Source organism: Myxococcus sp. CA033 (genome assembly GCF_013336625.1).
GTDB lineage: Bacteria > Myxococcota > Myxococcia > Myxococcales > Myxococcaceae > Myxococcus > Myxococcus llanfairpwllgwyngyllgogerychwyrndrobwllllantysiliogogogochensis.
In genome coordinates this window covers 35,909-53,637 of record NZ_JABUMU010000025.1, presented here as the reverse complement: position 1 = coordinate 53,637, position 17,729 = coordinate 35,909, and the positions used below count along the sequence as shown (strand labels likewise).

The 17,729-nt window shown below is 70.0% G+C and carries 18 protein-coding genes; 6 read left to right on the top strand and 12 right to left on the bottom strand.

The window, feature by feature from the left end; all coding sequences use genetic code 11:
• Nucleotides 1–58: 58 nt before the first annotated feature.
• The 6 genes from HUA78_RS37410 to HUA78_RS37385 are packed head-to-tail and all read right to left on the bottom strand — an operon-like array spanning nt 59 to nt 5,160.
• On the bottom strand, nt 59–466 hold the full coding sequence (locus HUA78_RS37410) for a DUF2085 domain-containing protein (protein ID WP_174467613.1): 408 nt from the start codon (nt 464–466) through the stop codon (nt 59–61).
• Nucleotides 435–1,487, bottom strand: coding sequence for an ABC transporter ATP-binding protein (locus HUA78_RS37405; RefSeq protein ID WP_174478355.1), 1,053 nt, complete (start codon nt 1,485–1,487; stop codon nt 435–437). The genes HUA78_RS37410 and HUA78_RS37405 overlap by 32 nt, the downstream gene beginning before the upstream one ends.
• Entirely contained in the window at nt 1,484–2,509 is a 1,026-nt protein-coding gene (locus HUA78_RS37400) for an ABC transporter ATP-binding protein (protein ID WP_174468038.1), read from the bottom strand. The genes HUA78_RS37405 and HUA78_RS37400 overlap by 4 nt, the downstream gene beginning before the upstream one ends.
• Nucleotides 2,506–3,501, bottom strand: coding sequence for a general secretion pathway protein GspE (locus HUA78_RS37395; RefSeq protein WP_141643265.1), 996 nt, complete (start codon nt 3,499–3,501; stop codon nt 2,506–2,508). The genes HUA78_RS37400 and HUA78_RS37395 overlap by 4 nt, the downstream gene beginning before the upstream one ends.
• A gap of 9 nt (nt 3,502–3,510) precedes the next feature.
• Nucleotides 3,511–4,269 (bottom strand): general secretion pathway protein GspE, encoded by a 759-nt coding sequence (locus HUA78_RS37390; protein ID WP_141643264.1) that lies wholly within the window; start codon nt 4,267–4,269, stop codon nt 3,511–3,513.
• Nucleotides 4,270–4,329: 60 nt separating this feature from the next.
• Nucleotides 4,330–5,160 carry a DUF4292 domain-containing protein gene (locus HUA78_RS37385; RefSeq protein ID WP_141643263.1) on the bottom strand — a complete coding sequence of 277 codons (831 nt, stop codon included), beginning with the start codon at nt 5,158–5,160 and terminating at the stop codon, nt 4,330–4,332.
• A 43-nt stretch (nt 5,161–5,203) separates the two neighbouring features.
• On the opposite strand from HUA78_RS37385, the gene HUA78_RS37380 reads away from it, so the two are divergent.
• Together HUA78_RS37380 and HUA78_RS37375 are read left to right on the top strand one after the other, a co-directional pair.
• Entirely contained in the window at nt 5,204–5,932 is a 729-nt protein-coding gene (locus HUA78_RS37380) for a MotA/TolQ/ExbB proton channel family protein (protein WP_141643262.1), read from the top strand.
• A gap of 19 nt (nt 5,933–5,951) precedes the next feature.
• A complete protein-coding gene (locus tag HUA78_RS37375) occupies nt 5,952–6,404 on the top strand; it encodes a biopolymer transporter ExbD (RefSeq protein WP_141643261.1) in 453 nt (150 codons plus the stop codon).
• Between the two features lie 125 nt (nt 6,405–6,529).
• Here the strand turns inward: HUA78_RS37375 and HUA78_RS37370 are convergent, their stop codons facing one another.
• The 4 genes from HUA78_RS37370 to HUA78_RS37355 all read right to left on the bottom strand — a co-directional run bounded on the left by HUA78_RS37370 (nt 6,530) and on the right by HUA78_RS37355 (nt 10,687).
• Nucleotides 6,530–8,374: an acyl-CoA dehydrogenase gene (locus HUA78_RS37370; RefSeq protein WP_141643260.1), complete on the bottom strand. Its 1,845-nt coding sequence runs from the start codon at nt 8,372–8,374 to the stop codon at nt 6,530–6,532.
• A 171-nt stretch (nt 8,375–8,545) separates the two neighbouring features.
• Entirely contained in the window at nt 8,546–9,220 is a 675-nt protein-coding gene (locus HUA78_RS37365) for a MaoC family dehydratase (protein WP_141643259.1), read from the bottom strand.
• Entirely contained in the window at nt 9,220–9,669 is a 450-nt protein-coding gene (locus HUA78_RS37360; RefSeq protein ID WP_141643258.1) for a MaoC family dehydratase N-terminal domain-containing protein, read from the bottom strand. The genes HUA78_RS37365 and HUA78_RS37360 overlap by 1 nt, the downstream gene beginning before the upstream one ends.
• A gap of 16 nt (nt 9,670–9,685) precedes the next feature.
• A complete protein-coding gene (locus tag HUA78_RS37355) occupies nt 9,686–10,687 on the bottom strand; it encodes a dihydrodipicolinate reductase (protein WP_141643257.1) in 1,002 nt (333 codons plus the stop codon).
• A gap of 238 nt (nt 10,688–10,925) precedes the next feature.
• Here HUA78_RS37355 and HUA78_RS37350 point away from each other — a divergent pair, with 238 nt between their 5' ends.
• On the top strand, nt 10,926–12,041 hold the full coding sequence (locus HUA78_RS37350) for an HD domain-containing phosphohydrolase (RefSeq protein WP_141643256.1): 1,116 nt from the start codon (nt 10,926–10,928) through the stop codon (nt 12,039–12,041).
• Between the two features lie 7 nt (nt 12,042–12,048).
• On the opposite strand, the gene HUA78_RS37345 is transcribed toward HUA78_RS37350, so the two are convergent.
• A complete protein-coding gene (locus HUA78_RS37345) occupies nt 12,049–14,196 on the bottom strand; it encodes a peptidylprolyl isomerase (protein ID WP_174468039.1) in 2,148 nt (715 codons plus the stop codon).
• A 181-nt stretch (nt 14,197–14,377) separates the two neighbouring features.
• Nucleotides 14,378–14,569: a hypothetical protein gene (locus tag HUA78_RS46880; RefSeq protein ID WP_246137222.1), complete on the bottom strand. Its 192-nt coding sequence runs from the start codon at nt 14,567–14,569 to the stop codon at nt 14,378–14,380.
• Between HUA78_RS46880 and HUA78_RS37340 the strand changes: the two genes are divergently transcribed.
• The 3 genes from HUA78_RS37340 to HUA78_RS37330 all read left to right on the top strand — a co-directional run bounded on the left by HUA78_RS37340 (nt 14,559) and on the right by HUA78_RS37330 (nt 17,553).
• Nucleotides 14,559–15,206 carry a hypothetical protein gene (locus HUA78_RS37340; RefSeq protein WP_254624108.1) on the top strand — a complete coding sequence of 216 codons (648 nt, stop codon included), beginning with the start codon at nt 14,559–14,561 and terminating at the stop codon, nt 15,204–15,206. The two genes, HUA78_RS46880 and HUA78_RS37340, sit on opposite strands and share 11 nt — an antisense overlap.
• A gap of 68 nt (nt 15,207–15,274) precedes the next feature.
• A complete protein-coding gene (locus HUA78_RS37335; protein WP_141643253.1) occupies nt 15,275–16,210 on the top strand; it encodes a MoxR family ATPase in 936 nt (311 codons plus the stop codon).
• A complete protein-coding gene (locus HUA78_RS37330) occupies nt 16,207–17,553 on the top strand; it encodes a DUF58 domain-containing protein (protein ID WP_174478353.1) in 1,347 nt (448 codons plus the stop codon). The genes HUA78_RS37335 and HUA78_RS37330 overlap by 4 nt, the downstream gene beginning before the upstream one ends.
• The last annotated feature ends 176 nt before the right edge of the window (nt 17,554–17,729 follow it).

Genomic DNA, 17,729 nt, shown 5'->3' with positions numbered 1-17,729 from the left:
GTTCACTCCGGCCCACCCTCAACCCGTGCCCTCTTAACGGGCGACGGGCCACCAGGGTCTAATCCGGACGTGGCTTCCGGTAAGTGGCGAGAATGACAGGGAGCGCGACGGCTGTCACGAGTGCGGCCTGCGCCAGCAGCACCCCCGGCAAGGGTCGCTGGACGTGGACGTACAGCGACCGGCCGAGCGCCATCCCCAGAAGGACGCCCGTCGCCGTCCGCACCGCGTTGGAACCGGAGACCGGGCGGAAGCGCCCCACCGCCCAGTCCACCAGCGCCGGCAGCGTGAGCAGCAGCACGGCGGGAACATCCCAGGGCCAACCCAGCGGGGCGCGCGCGATGAACAGCCCCACCAGCGTGGCCATCAGCACCGGATAGGTCCCCAGACACCGCGCGCAGACGCGGAGCCCGCCGAGCCGGTACGTGCGGTTGTACTCATCCGGATGATGGTGACTGAGCCAGAACACCGTCGGCACCTCCGGACCGCGGGGCGGTCAAGGACTGGTGGGACTCCCCTTCCGCCAGGAAACACGCGGCGGAATGCCCGGAGCCCAGCGGATACAGCGGGGGCGACTCGCGTCGACACCGCTCCATCGCGTGAGGGCACCTCGGGTGGAACGTGCAGCCCGGAGGTGGCGCGAGCGGCGAGGGCGGCTCTCCGGGCACCAGCAGCCGGGTGCGTGCCCGCTCAGGGTCCGGCACCGGCACCGACGCGAGCAGCGCCTGCGTGTACGGATGGCGCGGTCGCCGGTACAGCGAGTCCGAGGGCGCCAGTTCCACGATGCGCCCCAGGTACATCACCGCCACGCGAGTGGAGACATGCTCGACGATGTTCAGGTCGTGCGCGATGAACACATAGGTGAGGCCGCGCTCGCGCTGCAGGTCCACCAACAGATTCACGATCTGCGCCTGGATGGAGACGTCCAACGCGCTGATGGGCTCGTCGGCCACCACCAGGTCCGGGCGCAGGGCGATGGCCCGAGCGATTCCGAGCCGCTGACGCTGCCCTCCGGAGAACTCGTGCGGGTAGCGCCCCAATGCCTCGCGCGGCAGGCCCATCGCATCCAGCAACGCGGCGACCTCGCGCTCACGCTCCCCGGGCCCTCGGGCGAGACCGTGGATGTCGAACGGCTCGCCTAGGATATCCCGCACCGTCATGCGCGGGTTGAGCGAGGCATACGGGTCCTGGAAGACGAGCTGCATGCGTCGCCGCAGCGGCCGGAGGCGATGCTGGGACAGCCCCGTGAGGTCCTGTCCGTCGAAGTGGATGGAGCCCGCGGTGGGCGTCACCAGGCGCAGCAACGCGCGCCCCAGGGTGCTCTTCCCGCAGCCGCTCTCCCCCACCAACCCCAACGTCTCCCCCCGGAAGACGTCGAACGTCACGCCGTCCACCGCCTTCACCGCGCCGCGCGAGCGACCCAGCCAGCCCCCGCGCACGGGGAAGTGGACCTCGACATCCTTCGCCTGGAGGAGCGGCTCGGTGCTCATGGCGCGGGCACCGGATGATGGCAGGCCACAAGCTGCCCGCCCCGCTTGAGTTCGAGCACGGGCGTCACGCGAGCGCATGCCTCCTGGGCCCGCTCGCACCGCTCGCGGAACGCACAGCCCGACGGCAACCGCCCCAGGGCGGGCACCATGCCGGGGATGGCGCGCAGGCGACGCCGAGGCCCGGCTCGTCCCTCCTCCACCTCGCCCCCCAGCGCTGGAAGCGAGCGCAACAGGCCCGCCGTGTAGGGATGGGCGGGCCGGGCGAACAGCTCGCGCACCGGAGCGTGCTCCACCACCTTCCCCGCGTACATCACCACCACCGTGTCGCAGCTCTCCGCGACCACGCCCAGATCATGGGTGATGAGCATCACCGCCATGCCGCGCTCGGCCTGCAGGCGCTTGAGCAGGTCGAGGATCTGCGCCTGGATGGTGACGTCCAACGCGGTGGTGGGCTCGTCCGCGATGAGCAGCGACGGGTCACACGCCAGCGCCATGGCGAGCATCACCCGCTGCCGCATCCCGCCCGACAGTTGATGAGGCCAGGCGTCCACGCGCTCACCCGGCGCGGGGATGCCCACCTGGCGCAGCATCTCCACCGCGCGCTCCCGAGCCTGCGAGCGCGAGGCCCCCAGGTGGAGCCGCACGCCTTCGGAGATCTGCTCCCCCACGGTGAAGACGGGGTTGAGCGAGGTCATCGGCTCCTGGAACACCATGGCCGCATGGCGTCCGCGCACGCGCCGCAGCTCCTCGTCGGAGAGCTTCAGCAAGTCCCTGCCCTGGAAGAACACCTCGCCCGCCGCCACTCGCACGGGAGGTCGGGGCGCCAGCCGCAGCAGGGACAGCGCGGTGAGGCTCTTGCCACAGCCGCTCTCCCCCACCACGCCCAGGGTTCCGCCGGGAGGCACCGCGAAGGACACACCGTCCACCGCGCGCACCGTCCCCTCGTCCCTCGACAGCTCCACGGCGAGCCCTCGGACGTCCAGGAGGGGCCCGTCCCCCGAGGGCGACGCGCCGGGCGTCACTTCTTCGCCAGCTCCTCCAGGAACTCCACCTCCTGGATGATCTCCTTGCGGATGAGCAGGCGGATGAGGCTGGCCACCATGCGCGCGGGCTTCACCTTCTCCGTGTCCAGCACCGCCTCGTCGCCCCGGGACATGCGCTCCAGGTCGTCGAGGATGGCCAGATCATCGTCGGAGAAGTCAGGCGTCGGCGTGAGCGCCAGCGCGGGCTGCGAACCCTTCGCGGCCCCACCGAACATCACCACCGGCACTCGGGGCTTCTCCTCTTCGTCCGCCTCGAAGATGGGCGGAGGAGGCGGCGGTGGCCGAGCGGCCGGCTTCACGCCCAGCAGATCATCCAGCGCATCTCCCCCAGCCCCCGGCCGCAGGGCTTCCGCGGGCGGGGGTGGCGGCGTCCCGGGCCGACGGGCCGAGGGAGCCGCGGCGGCGGCAGGGGGTCTCGCTGCGGGGGGCTTCGGTGTCTCCGGCATCTCCCACTCCAGTGGCGTCCCCGCGGCGACGGGAGGAGGGCCGGAGCCATCCTCTTCGTACAGCGGCTCCGCCTCGACGATGTCCAGCGGCTCTCCCCGCGCCCGGGCCAGCGCGGCGTCCAGGTCGTCCGACGCGACGACGAAGACCCGCACCTGCTTGCGGAGCTGGAAGCGCAGCTCGTCCACCAACGTCAAATCCCCCGGGTCCTCCACGGCGACGTGGATGCGCTCGCTGCGCCCCTCCACTTCCATGCGGAAGAGCAGGACGCGATGCTCCGCCTGGAAGTCCAGGGACACCAGCGAGGCCACCGCCGGGGGAATCTCCTCGGGCAGCTCCACGAAGGGCAGCCCGTGTTGCACCGCCAGCGCCCGAGCCACATGCAGCGGCGCGCACAGCCCCTGCGCCACCAGCGTCTCGCCCAGCCGCAGGTTCCCCGGAGCGCCTCGACGCCCGAGCGCCACCCGCACCTGCTCCTCCGTCACCACCCCCGCCTCGACGAGCAGCTCACCAATCTTCTTGCGCATAAGGCCGGGCTACCGCTTGACCTTCGCGAGGTACTCGTCGCGGGAGAACACACCCTTCTCGATGAGCAGCTCCACCATGGCCTTGAGGGCCGCGACTTCCTTGCGCTGTACCTCTTCCACGCTGCGCAACAGGTCGGCCGGGCTGCCAGTGCCCGCCGTGCTGCGAGGGGCCTCTGGCACCGGCGGCGCGGGACGCGCGACTGGGGGCGCGGGCTTGGGCGCGGAGATGACCGCGGCGGCGGCCGGATCCAGGTCCTTCAGGTTCTTCACCACCGTGCGGCCCTGGGCGTCCACCACCTTGAAGTTGGTGTCCGCGTCCTCCAGCTCCATGTTCTCTTCGTACATGCGGGCGAAGGCCCGAGCGATGGAGGTGCGCCCCGCCACGTTGGGGATGATGCGGCACTTCGTCACGGCCCGAAGCTCGTCCAGCATCCGCATGTTGAGCGGATCCGACATCGCCACCACGAGCGTCTTGCCCTCGTCCCGCAGCTGCAACGGCAGCACGGAGAAGTCGCGGGCCGTCTGCGGCGGAATCTTGGCCTTCACATGCGGGGGAACCATCTGGACCGCGTCCAGGTTCACCGCCGGCATGCCGAGCTGCTTGGACAGCGCCCGCACCAGGATGTCCTCGGAGACGAGGCTCATCCGGACCAGGATTTCGCCGAGCTTGCCGCCCCACTTCGCCTGTTCGGCGAGCGCGGCCTTGAGCTGGCTCTCCTGGAGCACATTCGCCTTGATCAGCAGTTCTCCGAGCTTGATCTGTGCCATGTCGTGGGCGCCACTCTACCCGACTCCAGCCGCTGCGCTTCTTCTTCCGTGCCTGCCCGGTCAGGAACCCGGCACCGGGGGCGCCGGCGACTCGGGGGCACCGGCCGGCAGCTCCCGCCCCGAGTCATCCACCTCCACGACCTTGGCCCCCTCCGGGGGCGTCAGCTCGTAGAGCGTGAGGTCCGGCCGGCCATTGAGTTTGATCTGCTGGTAGCGAAGCTGGAGCTTCGTCCCCGCCTGCTTCGCGATGAGCTCCACCTTGCCCGGGAAGATGAGGTTTCCCCGCTCGAGGAAGTCGTCGAAGGCCAGGTCATAGCCGGGGACGCCATGCACCTGGCTCTTCACCACGCGCAGATACTTTGGGTGAACCTGGAGCACCTGGCGGGCCGTCCCCCGGTGGAGGGTGAGCACGTAGACGCCCTCCTTCGTGTCCAGCTCCAGCGTCATGCGCTCCGGAGGGATGAGGGGCACCTGGCCCAGCATGATGGCCACCAGTTCCTCGCCCGGCAGGACCACGGGCAGGAAGCGCGACACATTCTGCGGGCTCGCCGGCCCCTGGTAGTACGTGTGCGTCTCCGTCTGGTACAGGCCGAAGCGCGTCCCGTCCGCGACGAGGGAGGCGAGGGGCCGGTTGAAGAAATCGAACGTCTCCAGGTGCAGGAGGGCCGGGCGGGTGACGGAAAGGAACATCCCAATGGTGCCACTCTGCTGGGGAGACTCGACACGCAGCTTCGCGTCTCCCTCGAGGGAGACGACGTTGTCCTGGTTCCGCCGGACACGCTGATAGACGACCTCGGCGTCGGTGAGTTGCCCCTCCGGCCCGAACTCGATGCGCTTGGGGCAGGCCGAACAGAGCACTGCCAGGAAGATTGCGGCGGCTGCGCGGTTCATATCTCCTAGTCTGGGCCATGGCGCCCTGCCGGGTCACCCACCAATGAGCCTGAACGACATCCTGCATTACCTCCGCCTCGGCGGAGTCACCCTGGCCCTGCTGCTGCTGGCCTCCGTCGGCGCGCTCGTCGTGGCCGTCGAGCGCATCATCGCCCTCTGGGGGGTGAGCGAGCGCTCCCGCCTCCTGGGCGAGGCGGTCAGCAAGCACCTGCTTCGTGGCGACGTGCCAGCGGCCCGCACCGCCGCCGAGCGCTCCGACTCCGTCGCCGCCGACATCTTCCTCGCGGGGTTCGACCGGTGGGAGCGCACCCGCGGCTCAGGCGGCGCGGGCGTGGAGGCCGCCGTGGAGCGCGAGCGCGCCCAGGTGGGCCTCAAGCTGCGCCGCAACCTCTGGATTCTGGCCACCATCGGCTCGATTACGCCCTTCGTGGGCCTGTTCGGCACCGTGGCCGGCATCATGCGCTCGTTCAAGGACCTGGGCCTGGACGTGGAGGCCGGCGGCACCGGCGGCACCGGCGCGGTGATGACGGGCATCTCCGAGGCCCTGGTCGCCACGGCGGTGGGCATCCTCGTCGCCGTGCAGGCCATGGTCTTCTACAACTACTTCCAGGCCCGCCTGTCGCGCGTGCTGGTGGAGCTGCGGCTGATGGGCGACGAGTTCGCGGAGCTGCTCAAGGAGCGCGCCTCGGGCCTTCCTCCCGAGCCCGCGCCCCGCGTCGATTCACAGCAGCCCCCCACCTCTCCGGCGCGCGTCGACACGCAGCCCGCCTAGTCCCAGGGAACCGAGCGCCATGGCCATGGGCAAGACACCGGGGTCCGGTGACGAAGGCGAAGAAGGTGTCTTCGCCGAAATCAACATCACCCCGCTCACCGACATCTTCCTCGTGCTGCTCATCATCTTCATGGTGACCAGCTCCGTCATCGTCCAGCAGGGGCCCGGAGGAGGCGCCAAGTCGGGCCTCAAGGTGAACCTGCCCAAGGGCGGCGCCGCGGACGTCACCGCGCGCACCACGGACATGTCCGTCGCGGTGCTCGCCGACGGCCGCTTCGTGCTCGCCGGAAACGTCGTCAGCCAGGACGAACTCCAGAAGGCCTTCGACGCCGCCAAGGTGAAGGACCCGGACACCGTCGTCATCGTCCAGGCCGATGAGGGCGTCCCGCACGGCACCGTCGTCCAGGTGATGGAGCTGGCGAAGAAGGCGGGCCTGGGTCAGCTCGCCATCGGCGTGCGCGAGGGCGAGTAGCACCCTTCCCGTCACACGGCCGCCGCTGAAACACGAAGGCCACCTCGGGAGCGAATCCCCAGGTGGCCTCGGTGTTTCTGGAGGGCACCCCTCTGTCAGGGCGCCCCGTCAGACGATGTCGCGACTCAGACGGACGCGAACGCGGCGTCGGTGATCTCCATCGGGGAGGTGTCCTCGAGGGCGATGAGGCGCGCGGCCTGCTCCACGTTGGGCAGCACATTGCGCGCGTAGTACAGGGCGCTGTACTTCTTGCCCTCGTAGAACGCGCGGTCCGGGTGGTCCGCCGACAGCGCGCCCTGCGCCTTGTCCGCGATGAGCGCCGCGTCCAGGAGCAGCCAGCCCACGGCGACCTCGGACATCATGTTGAGGAAGCGGTTGGCGGACAGCGGAATCAGCGGGAACTTGCCGCCGTCCTGCGACCAGCTGAACACCGTCATCGCGCTGGACATGAGGGCCTCCTGGGCGCTCGCCAGCAGCTTCACGGCCTCGCCGTAGACGGCGTGCTCGCGGTGCGCTTCCACGAAGGCGCCCACGTCACCCATGAACTGCTGGAAGTGCATGCCACCGGCCTGCCCCAGCTTGCGGCCCACCAGGTCCATGGCCTGGATGTGGTTGGTGCCCTCGTAGATGGAGAAGATCTTCGAGTCGCGCGTGTACTGCTCCACCGGGTAGTCCTGGATGTAGCCGGCGCCGCCGTACACCTGGATGGCCTGCGCGCAGAGACGGAAGGACTGGTCGGAGCCGTAGGACTTCACCAGCGGGGTGAGCAGCTCCACCTGGCCCTTGTGGTAGGTGGCCGCCTCGTCGTCCTTGCCCGCCAGTTGCCGCGCCTTGTCCAGGTGCATGGCCAGCTTGATGATGAGCGCGCGGATGCCCTCCACGTGGGACTTGATGTCCAGCAGCATGCGGCGGACGTCCGGGTGCTCGATGATGGCGGCGCGCGGCGCGGTGGGGTCCTTCCACTTGGTGAAGTGGGAGCCCTGCTTGCGGTCCTTCGCGTAGTCCACCGCGTTGTAGTAGGCGGCCGACGCCAGCGCGACGCCCTGGATGCCGACGGCGATGCGCGCGCCGTTCATCATCTTGAACATCTGGCTCATGCCGACGTGCTCGACGGTGCCGACGAGCTCGCCCAGACAGCCGTCGCTCTCACCGAAGTTCAGCACACAGGTCGCCGAGCCGTTGATGCCCATCTTGTGCTCGATGGAGCCCACGGACACGTCGTTGGCCTGGCCGGAGCTGCCGTCCTTGTTGATGCGCAGCTTGGGGACGATGAACAGCGACAGGCCCTTGGTGCCGGGCGACGCGCCGTCGATGCGCGCCAGCACCAGGTGGATGACGTTCTGGGCCATGTCGTGGTCACCGCCGGAGATGAAGATCTTCGTCCCGCGGATGTTGTACGTGCCGTCGGCGTTGCGCCGGGCGGTGGACTTCGCCGCGCCCACGTCGGAGCCGGCGTGCGGCTCGGTGAGGCACATGGTGCCGCCCCACGTGCCGTTGAGCATGCGCTCCACGAAGAGGTGCTGCTGCTCCTTCGTCCCGCACTCGGCGATGACTTCCGCCGCGCCGAACGACAGGCCCGGGTACATGTTGAAGGCCGTGTTGGCGCCCGATAGCAGCTCCTCCACCGTCACCTGCAGCATCATCGGCGCGCCCTGGCCACCGTGCTCCGGGCTCACCGCCACCGTCTTGAAGCCCTGCTCGTAGAGTTTCTTCCACGCGTCCTTGAAGCCCGTGGGCGTGAGCACCGAGCCGTTCTCCACCCGACAGCCCTCACGGTCTCCCACGGAGTTGAGGGGCCCGAGCACCTCGCGCGCGAAGCGGTACGTCTCCGACAACACCGCCTTGGCCTCATCCGGACCCCAGGCGTCGTACGGGGCCTGACCGGCCACCTGGCCGAAGCCGAACTGCTCGAACAAAGCGAAGAAAATCTCTCGAAGGTCGGTCTTGTAGGTGTTGATGCCGGCGGACATGGCCACTCCTGCGTGACGGCTCGCTGCCCGCCTTCGGATGGGAAGGCCTCGGGTCAGCGGCGCGAATGAGACACAGGAAGTGTGGCGGCGACTGATTTTTGAGTCAACCCTGAATGACACCCTGCGTTGAGGGGCAGCCCAGGCCGCCCCTCACCGCAGGCCATGAAACCGCTACTTCTTCGCCTTCTTGGGCGAGGGAAGCGTCGCCGTCTTGGCAGCGGGCTTCTCCCGGGGGACGGTCTTCTTGGACGAGGCGCCGGTGCGGCGCTCGTCCGACTCGTCGGCCTCCTCGTCGACGGCCGAGGCCTCGCTCGAGCCTCCGCCCGTGGACGTGGTGGGGGTGGCGGCCAGGCTCTCCCGGGGCACTTCGATGACGATGGGGGACTGGCCGGAGCGCTGCCGGTTCTCGTCCTCCAGGGAGTAGAAGAGCTGAATCTGCGCGCCGCCCTTCATCACCAGCTCACCGCGCTGGTTCTCCGCCCACAGGTCGATGTCCACGAAGTAACGGCCCGCGGTGCCGTGGCGGTTGCTCACCCGGCCCTTGCAGACGACGGTGTCACCCGGCCACACCATCTTGATGAAGCGCACGTTGTAGCGCCGCATCTGCCCGCCCCGGGCCCAATCGCTGATGAGCTGGCCGAGCATGCCCATCACCAGCATGCCTGGGGCATACACGCTCGGCATGCCCACGCTCTTGGCGTAGAGCTCGTCGACGTGCACGGGGTTGTAGTCGCCAGAGGCGCCGGCGTACCGGGACAGCTGGACACGGTCCACCGGGGCCTTGGCCAGCGCCGGCAGCTCGTCTCCGACGCGGATGGACTCGAAGTAGAGCTTGCGCGCGGGCATCACGGGGTCTCCTTGGAGGCGCGGACCACCAACGTCCGGCGGGCTCGGAACACCAGGTTGCCTTCCTCGTCGCGGCCTTCATCCTCGATGACCGCGATGTCCATCTTGCCGGACATGCCCTGTCGTTCGGAGACGTCCGCGACGCGGGTGGAGACGTAGATGCGGTCCCCGGCGAAGATGGGCCGCTCGTAGTCAAAGCCCTGTTCGGCGTGCAGCAGGCTCTTGATGCCCACGCCGAGTAGCTCCCTCAAGTCCGCGGCCGAATGGAAGGACGCGGGAAACGTGGGAGGCGCGATGATGGTGGGATATCCGGAGGCCCGAGCGTACTCCTCGTCGTAGTAGATCGGGTTGTAGTCTCCGATGGCCTCCGCGAAGCGGCGGATGGCACCCTTCTCCACTTCGTTGAGCGTCGGCGGCGAGGCACGGCCGATCGCATTCTTGTCCAGCATTATCCCTCTCCTGACTCTAACGTCCGGCCGGAAGCTCGAGCACCGTGAGGAGCCCTGCTTCGGCGGCCGTCAAGCGTGGCGCGGCATTCACCAGCGCATTCGCGGTGGCCCGGTCGCCTGCCACTCCCCCCGGGATTTCCAACACCAAACGAGGATCCGCATCGATTTCAATGCGGTCCTTCGGGTCGTCAGCCCCCACGGCGATGGTCAGCTCCAGTCGAACCCGCTCCTGCCCGTCCTCCAACCCGACCACCGACTGGAACATGCCCGCCACCCGTCCCTTCTTCACGGCGAACGCACCGCCCGAGATGTCTTCCTCGGCGAACACGGGGGCTACCTCTTCTTCGTAGTCATCACAATCCAACCCCAGGCCCAGTGCCGCGAGTGCCGCCGACTCCACCAGCCCCACGTGGCCGAGCTGCTCACCATCCACCAACTCGAAGAACTCTTCCTCGGTCAGACCCGCGCCGACCTTGCGCTGCAGGGCCTCCCGGCGGGTGCGAGCGTCCACCACCCGCGTCACCGTCGCGCGCCGCACCGGGCCGCACACCTGCCCCGCCGTGGCCACCAGTCTGTCCAGAACGAAACCCGGGTTGACACCCGCTCCGACGATGGAGACCTCGGCGCGCTGAGCGGCGCGGTCCAGCTTGTCCGCCAGCTCCGGGTACTTCAGGTACGGGAAGGCGAGCTCCTCACAGGTGCTCGCGATGGGCAGGCCCAGCTTCAGCGCCGCCAGCAATTGGTCCATCACCGCCGGCAGTCGGGAGCCCGTGGCATGCAACAGCACCGCGCCCTTCCGGCGGCCCACGGCCTTCTCCAGCGAGTCCATCACCTTGACGCGCGGCGCGGGCCCTCCCAGCACGTCGCCCAACGGACGACCGACCAGGGAGGAGTGGGTATCCACGGCCCCAATCAATTCCACTTCCGGGCAGGACAGGGCAGCTCTGGCAATCTCCTGCCCGATGAATCCCAGCCCCATCACCACCACCGGCACCGGCCCTGCTGGGGCTCTAGCCATCGGAGATTGCTCCAGGATTCCAAGGGGTTAGCGTTGAAACGCAGCCTTGCCGCGCACCATAAATCACACCTTGGCGAGCAGGCAAGCATGACTTGGTTCTACCACTCTTGCACAAAGGAAGAACCTCCAAGGATTTCCGGGGCTTGCAGGCGCAAAACCTGCGGGGGGGCCCTGTTTGGGCGCACGGCAAGGCGTGTATAACGAAAGACAGGCCCGCGACCTCCCGGAGACCTCCAACATGGACCGCATCCTCGTGGTGGATGACGACGTGCTCATCCTCGCCGCGCTCTCCCGGATCCTCCAGACGGAAGGCTATGACGTCGTCACCTACAGCGACCCGGCCCTGGCCGCTCGCGAGGTGGGCTTCAGCGTCGTGCTGACGGACTTCATGATGCCGTACCTCAACGGCATCGAACTGCTGGGCGTGCTCCGGGAGAAGAATCCGAAGGCCGTGCGGTTGATGCTGACGGCGGCGGCGGACTTCCGCACCGCGTCCGAGGCCGTCAATCGGGGCGAGGTGTTCCGGCTGCTCGGCAAGCCCTGGTCGCTCAGCGAGCTGACGAGCAGCGTGCGGCAGGCCGTGGAGCACTACCGGCTGGTGGAGGCCAACGAGCGGCTGACGCGCGAGGTGGCGGACAAGAACGCGGAGCTGGTCGCCATCAACCAGGACCTGGAGCGTCGGGTGGTGGAGCGCACCACGGGCCTCCTGGATGGTCTCATCAGCGCGCTGGACTACCGCGACACGGAGACGCAGTGGCACTCGCGTCGCGTGGCGCTCTACTCGCGCCGGCTGGCGGAGGAGGTGGGGCTGGCGGGGGCCGCGCTGGACGTGGTGGAGCAGGGAGCGCTGCTGCACGACATCGGCAAGATTGGCGTGCGCGACTCCATCCTGCTCAAGCCCGGACCGCTGACGCCGGACGAATGGGTGGAGATGCGCAAGCACCCGGAGTTCGGCTACCGGATGATGGGCAAGATGCCCTACCTGCACGAGGCGGCGCTCATCGTCCTCCAGCACCAGGAGCGCTGGGACGGCAAGGGCTACCCCCAGCAGCTCGCCGGCGAGGACATCTGCATCGGCGCGCGCATCTTCTGCATCGCCGACACCGTGGACGCGATTACGTCGGACCGCCCCTATCGCAAGGGCCGGCCCATGAGCGTGGCCCGGGACGAGATTCGCCGCTGCTCGGGCACGCAGTTCGACCCGAACCTCGCGGACGCCTTCCTGCGCATCCCGGAGACGGAGTGGCAGCGCATCCGCAACCAGGTGGAGGCGCTGGAGGAAGAAGAGAGCCAGCGCTGGCGAAGCCACCCGCTGGGCCCCCAGGCACCGCTGACGCGCGCCAGCGGCGCCTGAAGCCACCTCACGGGGTGAGCGTCACCGCGCTGACCTCGCGGATGACGTCGCCTTCCAGCAGCGCATCCACCACGTCCAGACCCGACACCACCTCACCGAAGGCCGTGTAGCGGCCATCCAGGTGCGGCTGCGGCGCGTGCGTGAAGAAGAACTGGCTGCCTCCGGTGTCCTTGCCTGACAGCGCCATGCCGAGCACCCCGCGCAGATACGGCCGCCGGGTCATCTCGCAGCGGATGGAGTGGCCCGGGCCGCCCTCCCCGTCCCCACGCGGGTCTCCACCCTGCGCGACGAAGTCCGGCACCACGCGGTGGAAGGTGATGCCGTTGAAGTAGCCCTTGCGCGCCAGGGCAAACAGGTTGCCGGAGGTGAGCGGCGCCTCGTCCGCGTCGAGCCGCACGGTGATGTCGCCCTTGTCCGTGCGCAACACGAGCGCGGCGTCCCTGGGCGCGGGCTCCGGGCGGAAGGCGTAGGGAGGAAGCTCCACGCGCTCGGAGCGCACGGGCTGGCCGGTGAGCTGGGTGAGGGCCTCGGCGGCCACGCGGCGCACGTTGGCGTGCGGCAGCGTCAACCACTGCTTCATGCGCGCCTCGGTGCCCGGAATCTGGAGCGCGACGAGCGCACCGCCCACGGGGTCCGCGAGGTCCGGCTCGGAGGGCACGCGGTCGGCCAGCGCCTCCAGGTCCGGATGGGCCCCTGGAGCCTTCAGCTTGCCCAGCGTCGCGGCCGCGGCGCCCGCCACCACCAGGTCCTCGCTCCGCAGAAGCGAGCCCACCGCCGTCGCCGTCCGGAGCACCGGGCGCTCCGCGAGGACCTCCATCGCCGTGAGCCGCACGCGCGCCGACGGGTGGCGCAGGTAGCCCACCGCGAAGTCGGCGGGCGTCTTCTTCGGGGAGAGCGCGGCCTCACGCAGGCCCAGGGCCAGTCGGCGCTCGTCGGACACCCGGCCGAAGCCACAGTTCATCGTGTCCGCCACCATGCCGCGCTGACGGTCCAACGCCGCCGCCAGCCGGCAGTCGAGCCAGCCCAGGTCCGCGCGAGCCACCTCCGACGCCGCGCCTCGCTCCGCGTCCGCCAGCGCCAGCCGGAGCGACACGAGCAACGGCGCGCCGAACTCCGGCAGCCCCTGCTGCGCCAGGGCCAGCAGCGGGTGACCGTCCGCGGAACGCGCCAGCGTCTCCACGCGCGGCGCCGCGCCCGTGGGCATCGGCGTCTCCATGCCCCGCGCCACGCGCTTCGCTCGAGGCGCCAGGGCCTCCAGGGCCTCCAGCGGCGCGCAAGGCCCACCACACGTGGCCGCGAGCTTCGCGAGCGAACGCGCCGCCTCCGAGGCCACGCGAGGCACCGTGTCGTCCAGCAACCGGCCCAGCACCACCGCGTCCTCCGGGCCGCCCACATCGCCGAAGGCCTTCACACACAGGCCACGCACGTCCGCGTCCTCATCCGACAGACACGCGCGCAGCGTCGGCAGGCTCTCCGCGCGCTTCGCCGTGGCCAGGAGATACGCGCCGCCATACCGGGCCGCCACCGGCCGCCCCGCCGCCATCAACGCCTGCGCGGGAGCCAGGGGCACGTCCTTCACCACCGCGGCACCTCCACGTCGCGCCGCCACGCCCAGCGACAGCGCCGCCCGTCCGGCCGTCTCGACGTCGTCGCCCTGGAGCCGCTGGACGAGGCGCGCCAGCGTGTCCGTCGTCGCCAGACGCCCCAGCGAGTCGAGCTGGGCGGCACGCACCGCCGCGTCGCGCTCCTCCTCCTCGGCCACCAGCAACGGCGTCGCCAGGCTCGCCCGCTCGGCCTCCGTGAGCGGCTCCCAGGAGAGCGCCAGCTCGCCCACCGCGAAGGCGGCCTCACCTCGCACCAGGGCTTCGGAGTCCTTCAGTCCGGCGACCACGGCGCCCAGCGTGGCCACATCCTGGATGCGGGCCAACGCGCGCAGGGCCCGCGCCCGCACGCGAGGATCCGGAGCGCCCGTGACGAGCGCCACCAGCTGTCCGTCGCCCAGTGAGCGCCGGTCTTCCCAGTCCCGGATTCGAGCCATCACCTCCGCGTCGGGAGGGTCCACATCAGGGCCCGGCACGGAGCGGACACACCCGGAGACGAGGACGAGGAGGGCCAGACAGACGCTTGGGAGTCGGACGGGGCTCGGGCGGCTCATGCGCTGGGGCCTAGGCCAATTCCCCGCGAAAATCCAGGGGTTAGGCCGCATGCCGTTTGACACACCCGGCCCCGGGCTCCGAAGATGGGTGTTCGCATCTCTCAGCAGGAGCGCTGGTCCTGAACTGCCCTGGCTGCGGCTCGAAGGTAGCCGCGAACGCATCCATCTGTTCTGTTTGCGATTACATCATCGACACCTCGTTCCTCTCCGCGGAGCCGCCTTCCGACAACGACGAGGAATCCACGGGCGCGAGCGAAGACCCTCGCCCCGCCCCGAAGCCCGCGCCCGCCAGGCCCCGACCGGCCAAGTCCGGCGCCAGGCCCCCGGCGCCGGCCAGCGGGGACGCCACCAACGTCAAGAGCGTGCAGGACATCGCTCGCGGTGCACCTCAGCGTCCCAGCCGTCCCGCGCCCGCGAAGAGCGCCGCGACGAACACGGCTCCGCGACGCGCCGCCCCCGCCCCCGCCCCCGCGCCGGCCTCGTCTGGAGCGGACCCGTGGGCAAGAGGGGGCCGGGACGACGACGAGAACAACGGCAGCGCCATCGTCGACCCCGACGAGCTGATGCAGGACGCCAGGGATTTGATGGGCGCGATGGGCGCCGGCGACAAGATCGCCTTCTATGGCGCCGGGCTGGTCGTCCTCTCGTGCTTCACGCCGTGGAAGGAGACGGCGGCGGACGGTGACGCCCTGGGACTGATGAGCACGGGCTTCGGCGCGTTCCTGCTCGCGCTGATGGTGATGGTGGCCATCGGCGCCCGGGTGCGCAGCGCGTTCCCCAACCTCAACCCCGTGGTGCCGTGGATGGCGCAGCTGTTCACCACGTTCCTGTGCCTCATCTGGTGCATCGTCTTCATCAAGGTGTCCTCGGACACGACGCTCGTGCCCACGCCCATCGGCAACGCGGAGATGATGAACTCGTCGCCCAGCTTCGGCGTCTTCATTGGCCTCTTGGGCTCGGTGGCCGCGCTCATCGGCGCGTTCCTCGGACTCAAGAGCAAGAACGACTGACGACACGGCGCGCGCGCCACGAAAGTGGTGCCGCGCGACTCGACGGCGGTCTACCGTTCCCCGCCACCATGTCCGACGCCACTCCCCTCGCCCGACTCACCGCCGCGCTCGCCGGCACCATCTTCGGCCAGCCCCGCGTGCTCGCCGACCTGGTGACCGCCTTCCTGGCGCGAGGCCACGTCCTGCTGGAGGGCGTGCCCGGCGTGGCGAAGACGCTCACCGCGCGCAGCATGGCCGGAGCGCTGGGGCTGCTCTTCACCCGCATCCAGTTCACGCCCGACCTGATGCCGGCGGACATCCTCGGCACCAACATCTTCCAGCCGCAGGACAACGCCTTCCGCCTGGTGAAGGGCCCCATCTTCACGGAGGTGCTCGTCGCGGACGAAATCAACCGCACCCCGCCCAAGGCCCAGGCCGCGCTGCTGGAGGCCATGGAGGAACGCCAGGTCACCATCGACGGCGTCACCCACCCACTGCCGCCCCACTTCTTCGTCGTCGCCACGCAGAACCCGCTGGAACTGGAGGGCACCTATCCATTGCCCGAGGCCCAGCTCGACCGCTTCCTGATGCGCATTCGCGTGGGCTATCCGGACTCCGACTCCGAGACGACCATGCTGCGCGCCTTCCACCAGCGCGAGGGACGGCCGCCCTCAGTGGACCGCGTGCTGGACGCGCCCACGCTCGCGGAACTGCAGGCCCGCGCGGCCCGCGTCACCTGCGACGAGTCCATCCTCCAATACGTGGTCGCCGTGGTGCGGGACACGCGTGCGAATCCCCGCGTGCGCCTGGGCGCGAGCCCCCGAGCCGCACAGGCGCTCCTCGCCGCGTCCAAGGCCCGCGCGGCGCTGATGGGCAATGACTTCGTCACCCCCGACGACGTGAAGGGCGCGGCGGGCAGCGTGCTCAACCACCGCCTGCTCCTCAAGGCCGAGGCCGAGGTGGAAGGCGTCACCGCGGACGACGTGCTGAAGCAGACACTCGAGCGGGTCCGGGTCCCTCGGTGAGCCTGGGCCGTCCCGTCCCCACCGGCCTCGCCGTCGCACTGCTCGCGGTGGGGCTCGTCCCGGCCGCGCTGACGGTGGCCAGCCCCGTGTTCGGCTGGCTGGCGCTGGCCCTGGACGTGGCGGTGCTCGCCCTGTGCGCCGTGGACTTCCTCCGCGCGCCCCGCGGCGAAGACGTGAAGGTGTCACGCGAGGTAGAGCCCATCCTCTCCTCGGGCACTCGCAACGCCGTACACCTCGACTTCGAGCGACTCGACGCGGGCGCCACACCGCTGCGCCTGGAGGTCCGCGACGAGCCTCCCGACGTCGTCGCCAGCACTGGCCACCGCCAGACCCTCCAGGTGCCAGCCCGGAGCGCCACGCCACACGCGCGCTCACGGCTGACGTACTTCGTTACCCCTCCTTCCCGAGGGGATGCGCGCTTCGGAGACCTCCACTTGCGGCTGCTCGGCCCGCTGGGGCTGTGCGCCCGACAGGTGCGGCTGCCCGCGACGCGGACGGTGAAAATCTATCCGGACCTCACCGCGCTCTCGAGCGAGGCCCTCGCCCTGGCCCGCTCCTCGGACGCGCCCTCGGAACGGACCCTGCGCCGCCGCTCGGCCGAGGGGCGCGAGTTCGAATCCCTGCGCGAGTACCGCCCCGGCGACGACTACCGGCACATCGACTGGAAGGCGTCCGCGCGCCACGCCAACACCCTGGTGCGCACGTGGCAGCCGGAGCGGCACCAGCCCATGCTGCTCTTGCTCGACTGCGGGCGGCACATGGCGGGCAAGGTGCACGGCCGGCGCAAGCTGGACCACGCGGTGGACGCGGCGCTCCGACTGGCGCGGGTGGGCCTGGACGCGGGCGACGTGGTGGGCGTCATGGCCTTCGCCAGCGACGTGCTCACCTTCCTCCCACCGCGCAAGGGCCACGAGCACCTGCGCCTCATCACCGAGTCGCTCTACCGCGCCGAGGCCGCGCTGGAAGAGAGCGACTACGGGCGCGCGTACGACTTCGCGTTCGCCCGGCAGACGCGGCGCACCCTCGTCGTCCTCTTCACGGACCTGGTGGACCCGGACGCGTCCGCGGGGCTGCTCACCCGCACGCTGGCCTTGCGCCCCCGACACCTCCCCGTCGTCGCCTCGCTGCTGGACGAGGACGTGCGCGACGCGGCCACCGACGTGCCCGTGGAAGCCCAGGACGCGTACTCGCGACAGGCCGCCACGCGGCTGGAGTCGGAGTTCCGCCGCACCGCCAGCACCCTGCGCGACGCGGGGGCCCTCGTGGTCCGCGCACCGGCCCAGGGTTTCGGCGCGGCCGCGCTCAACGTGTACCTGGACGTCAAGTCTCGCGGCCTGTTGTAGGCCTCGCGAAGATGTCCAGCGGAAAGTTCGCGCGACACTCATTTATCGAGTACGCGCGCGTCGCTCGCGAAGAAGCATGCCAATCGCGCGGAGGCCTAGAATTCGGCCTCGGAGACGACCCCCTTTACAGCGGAGCCTCCGTCAACAAAATGGCCCGTCTCTCTCGCCCGCTGTGT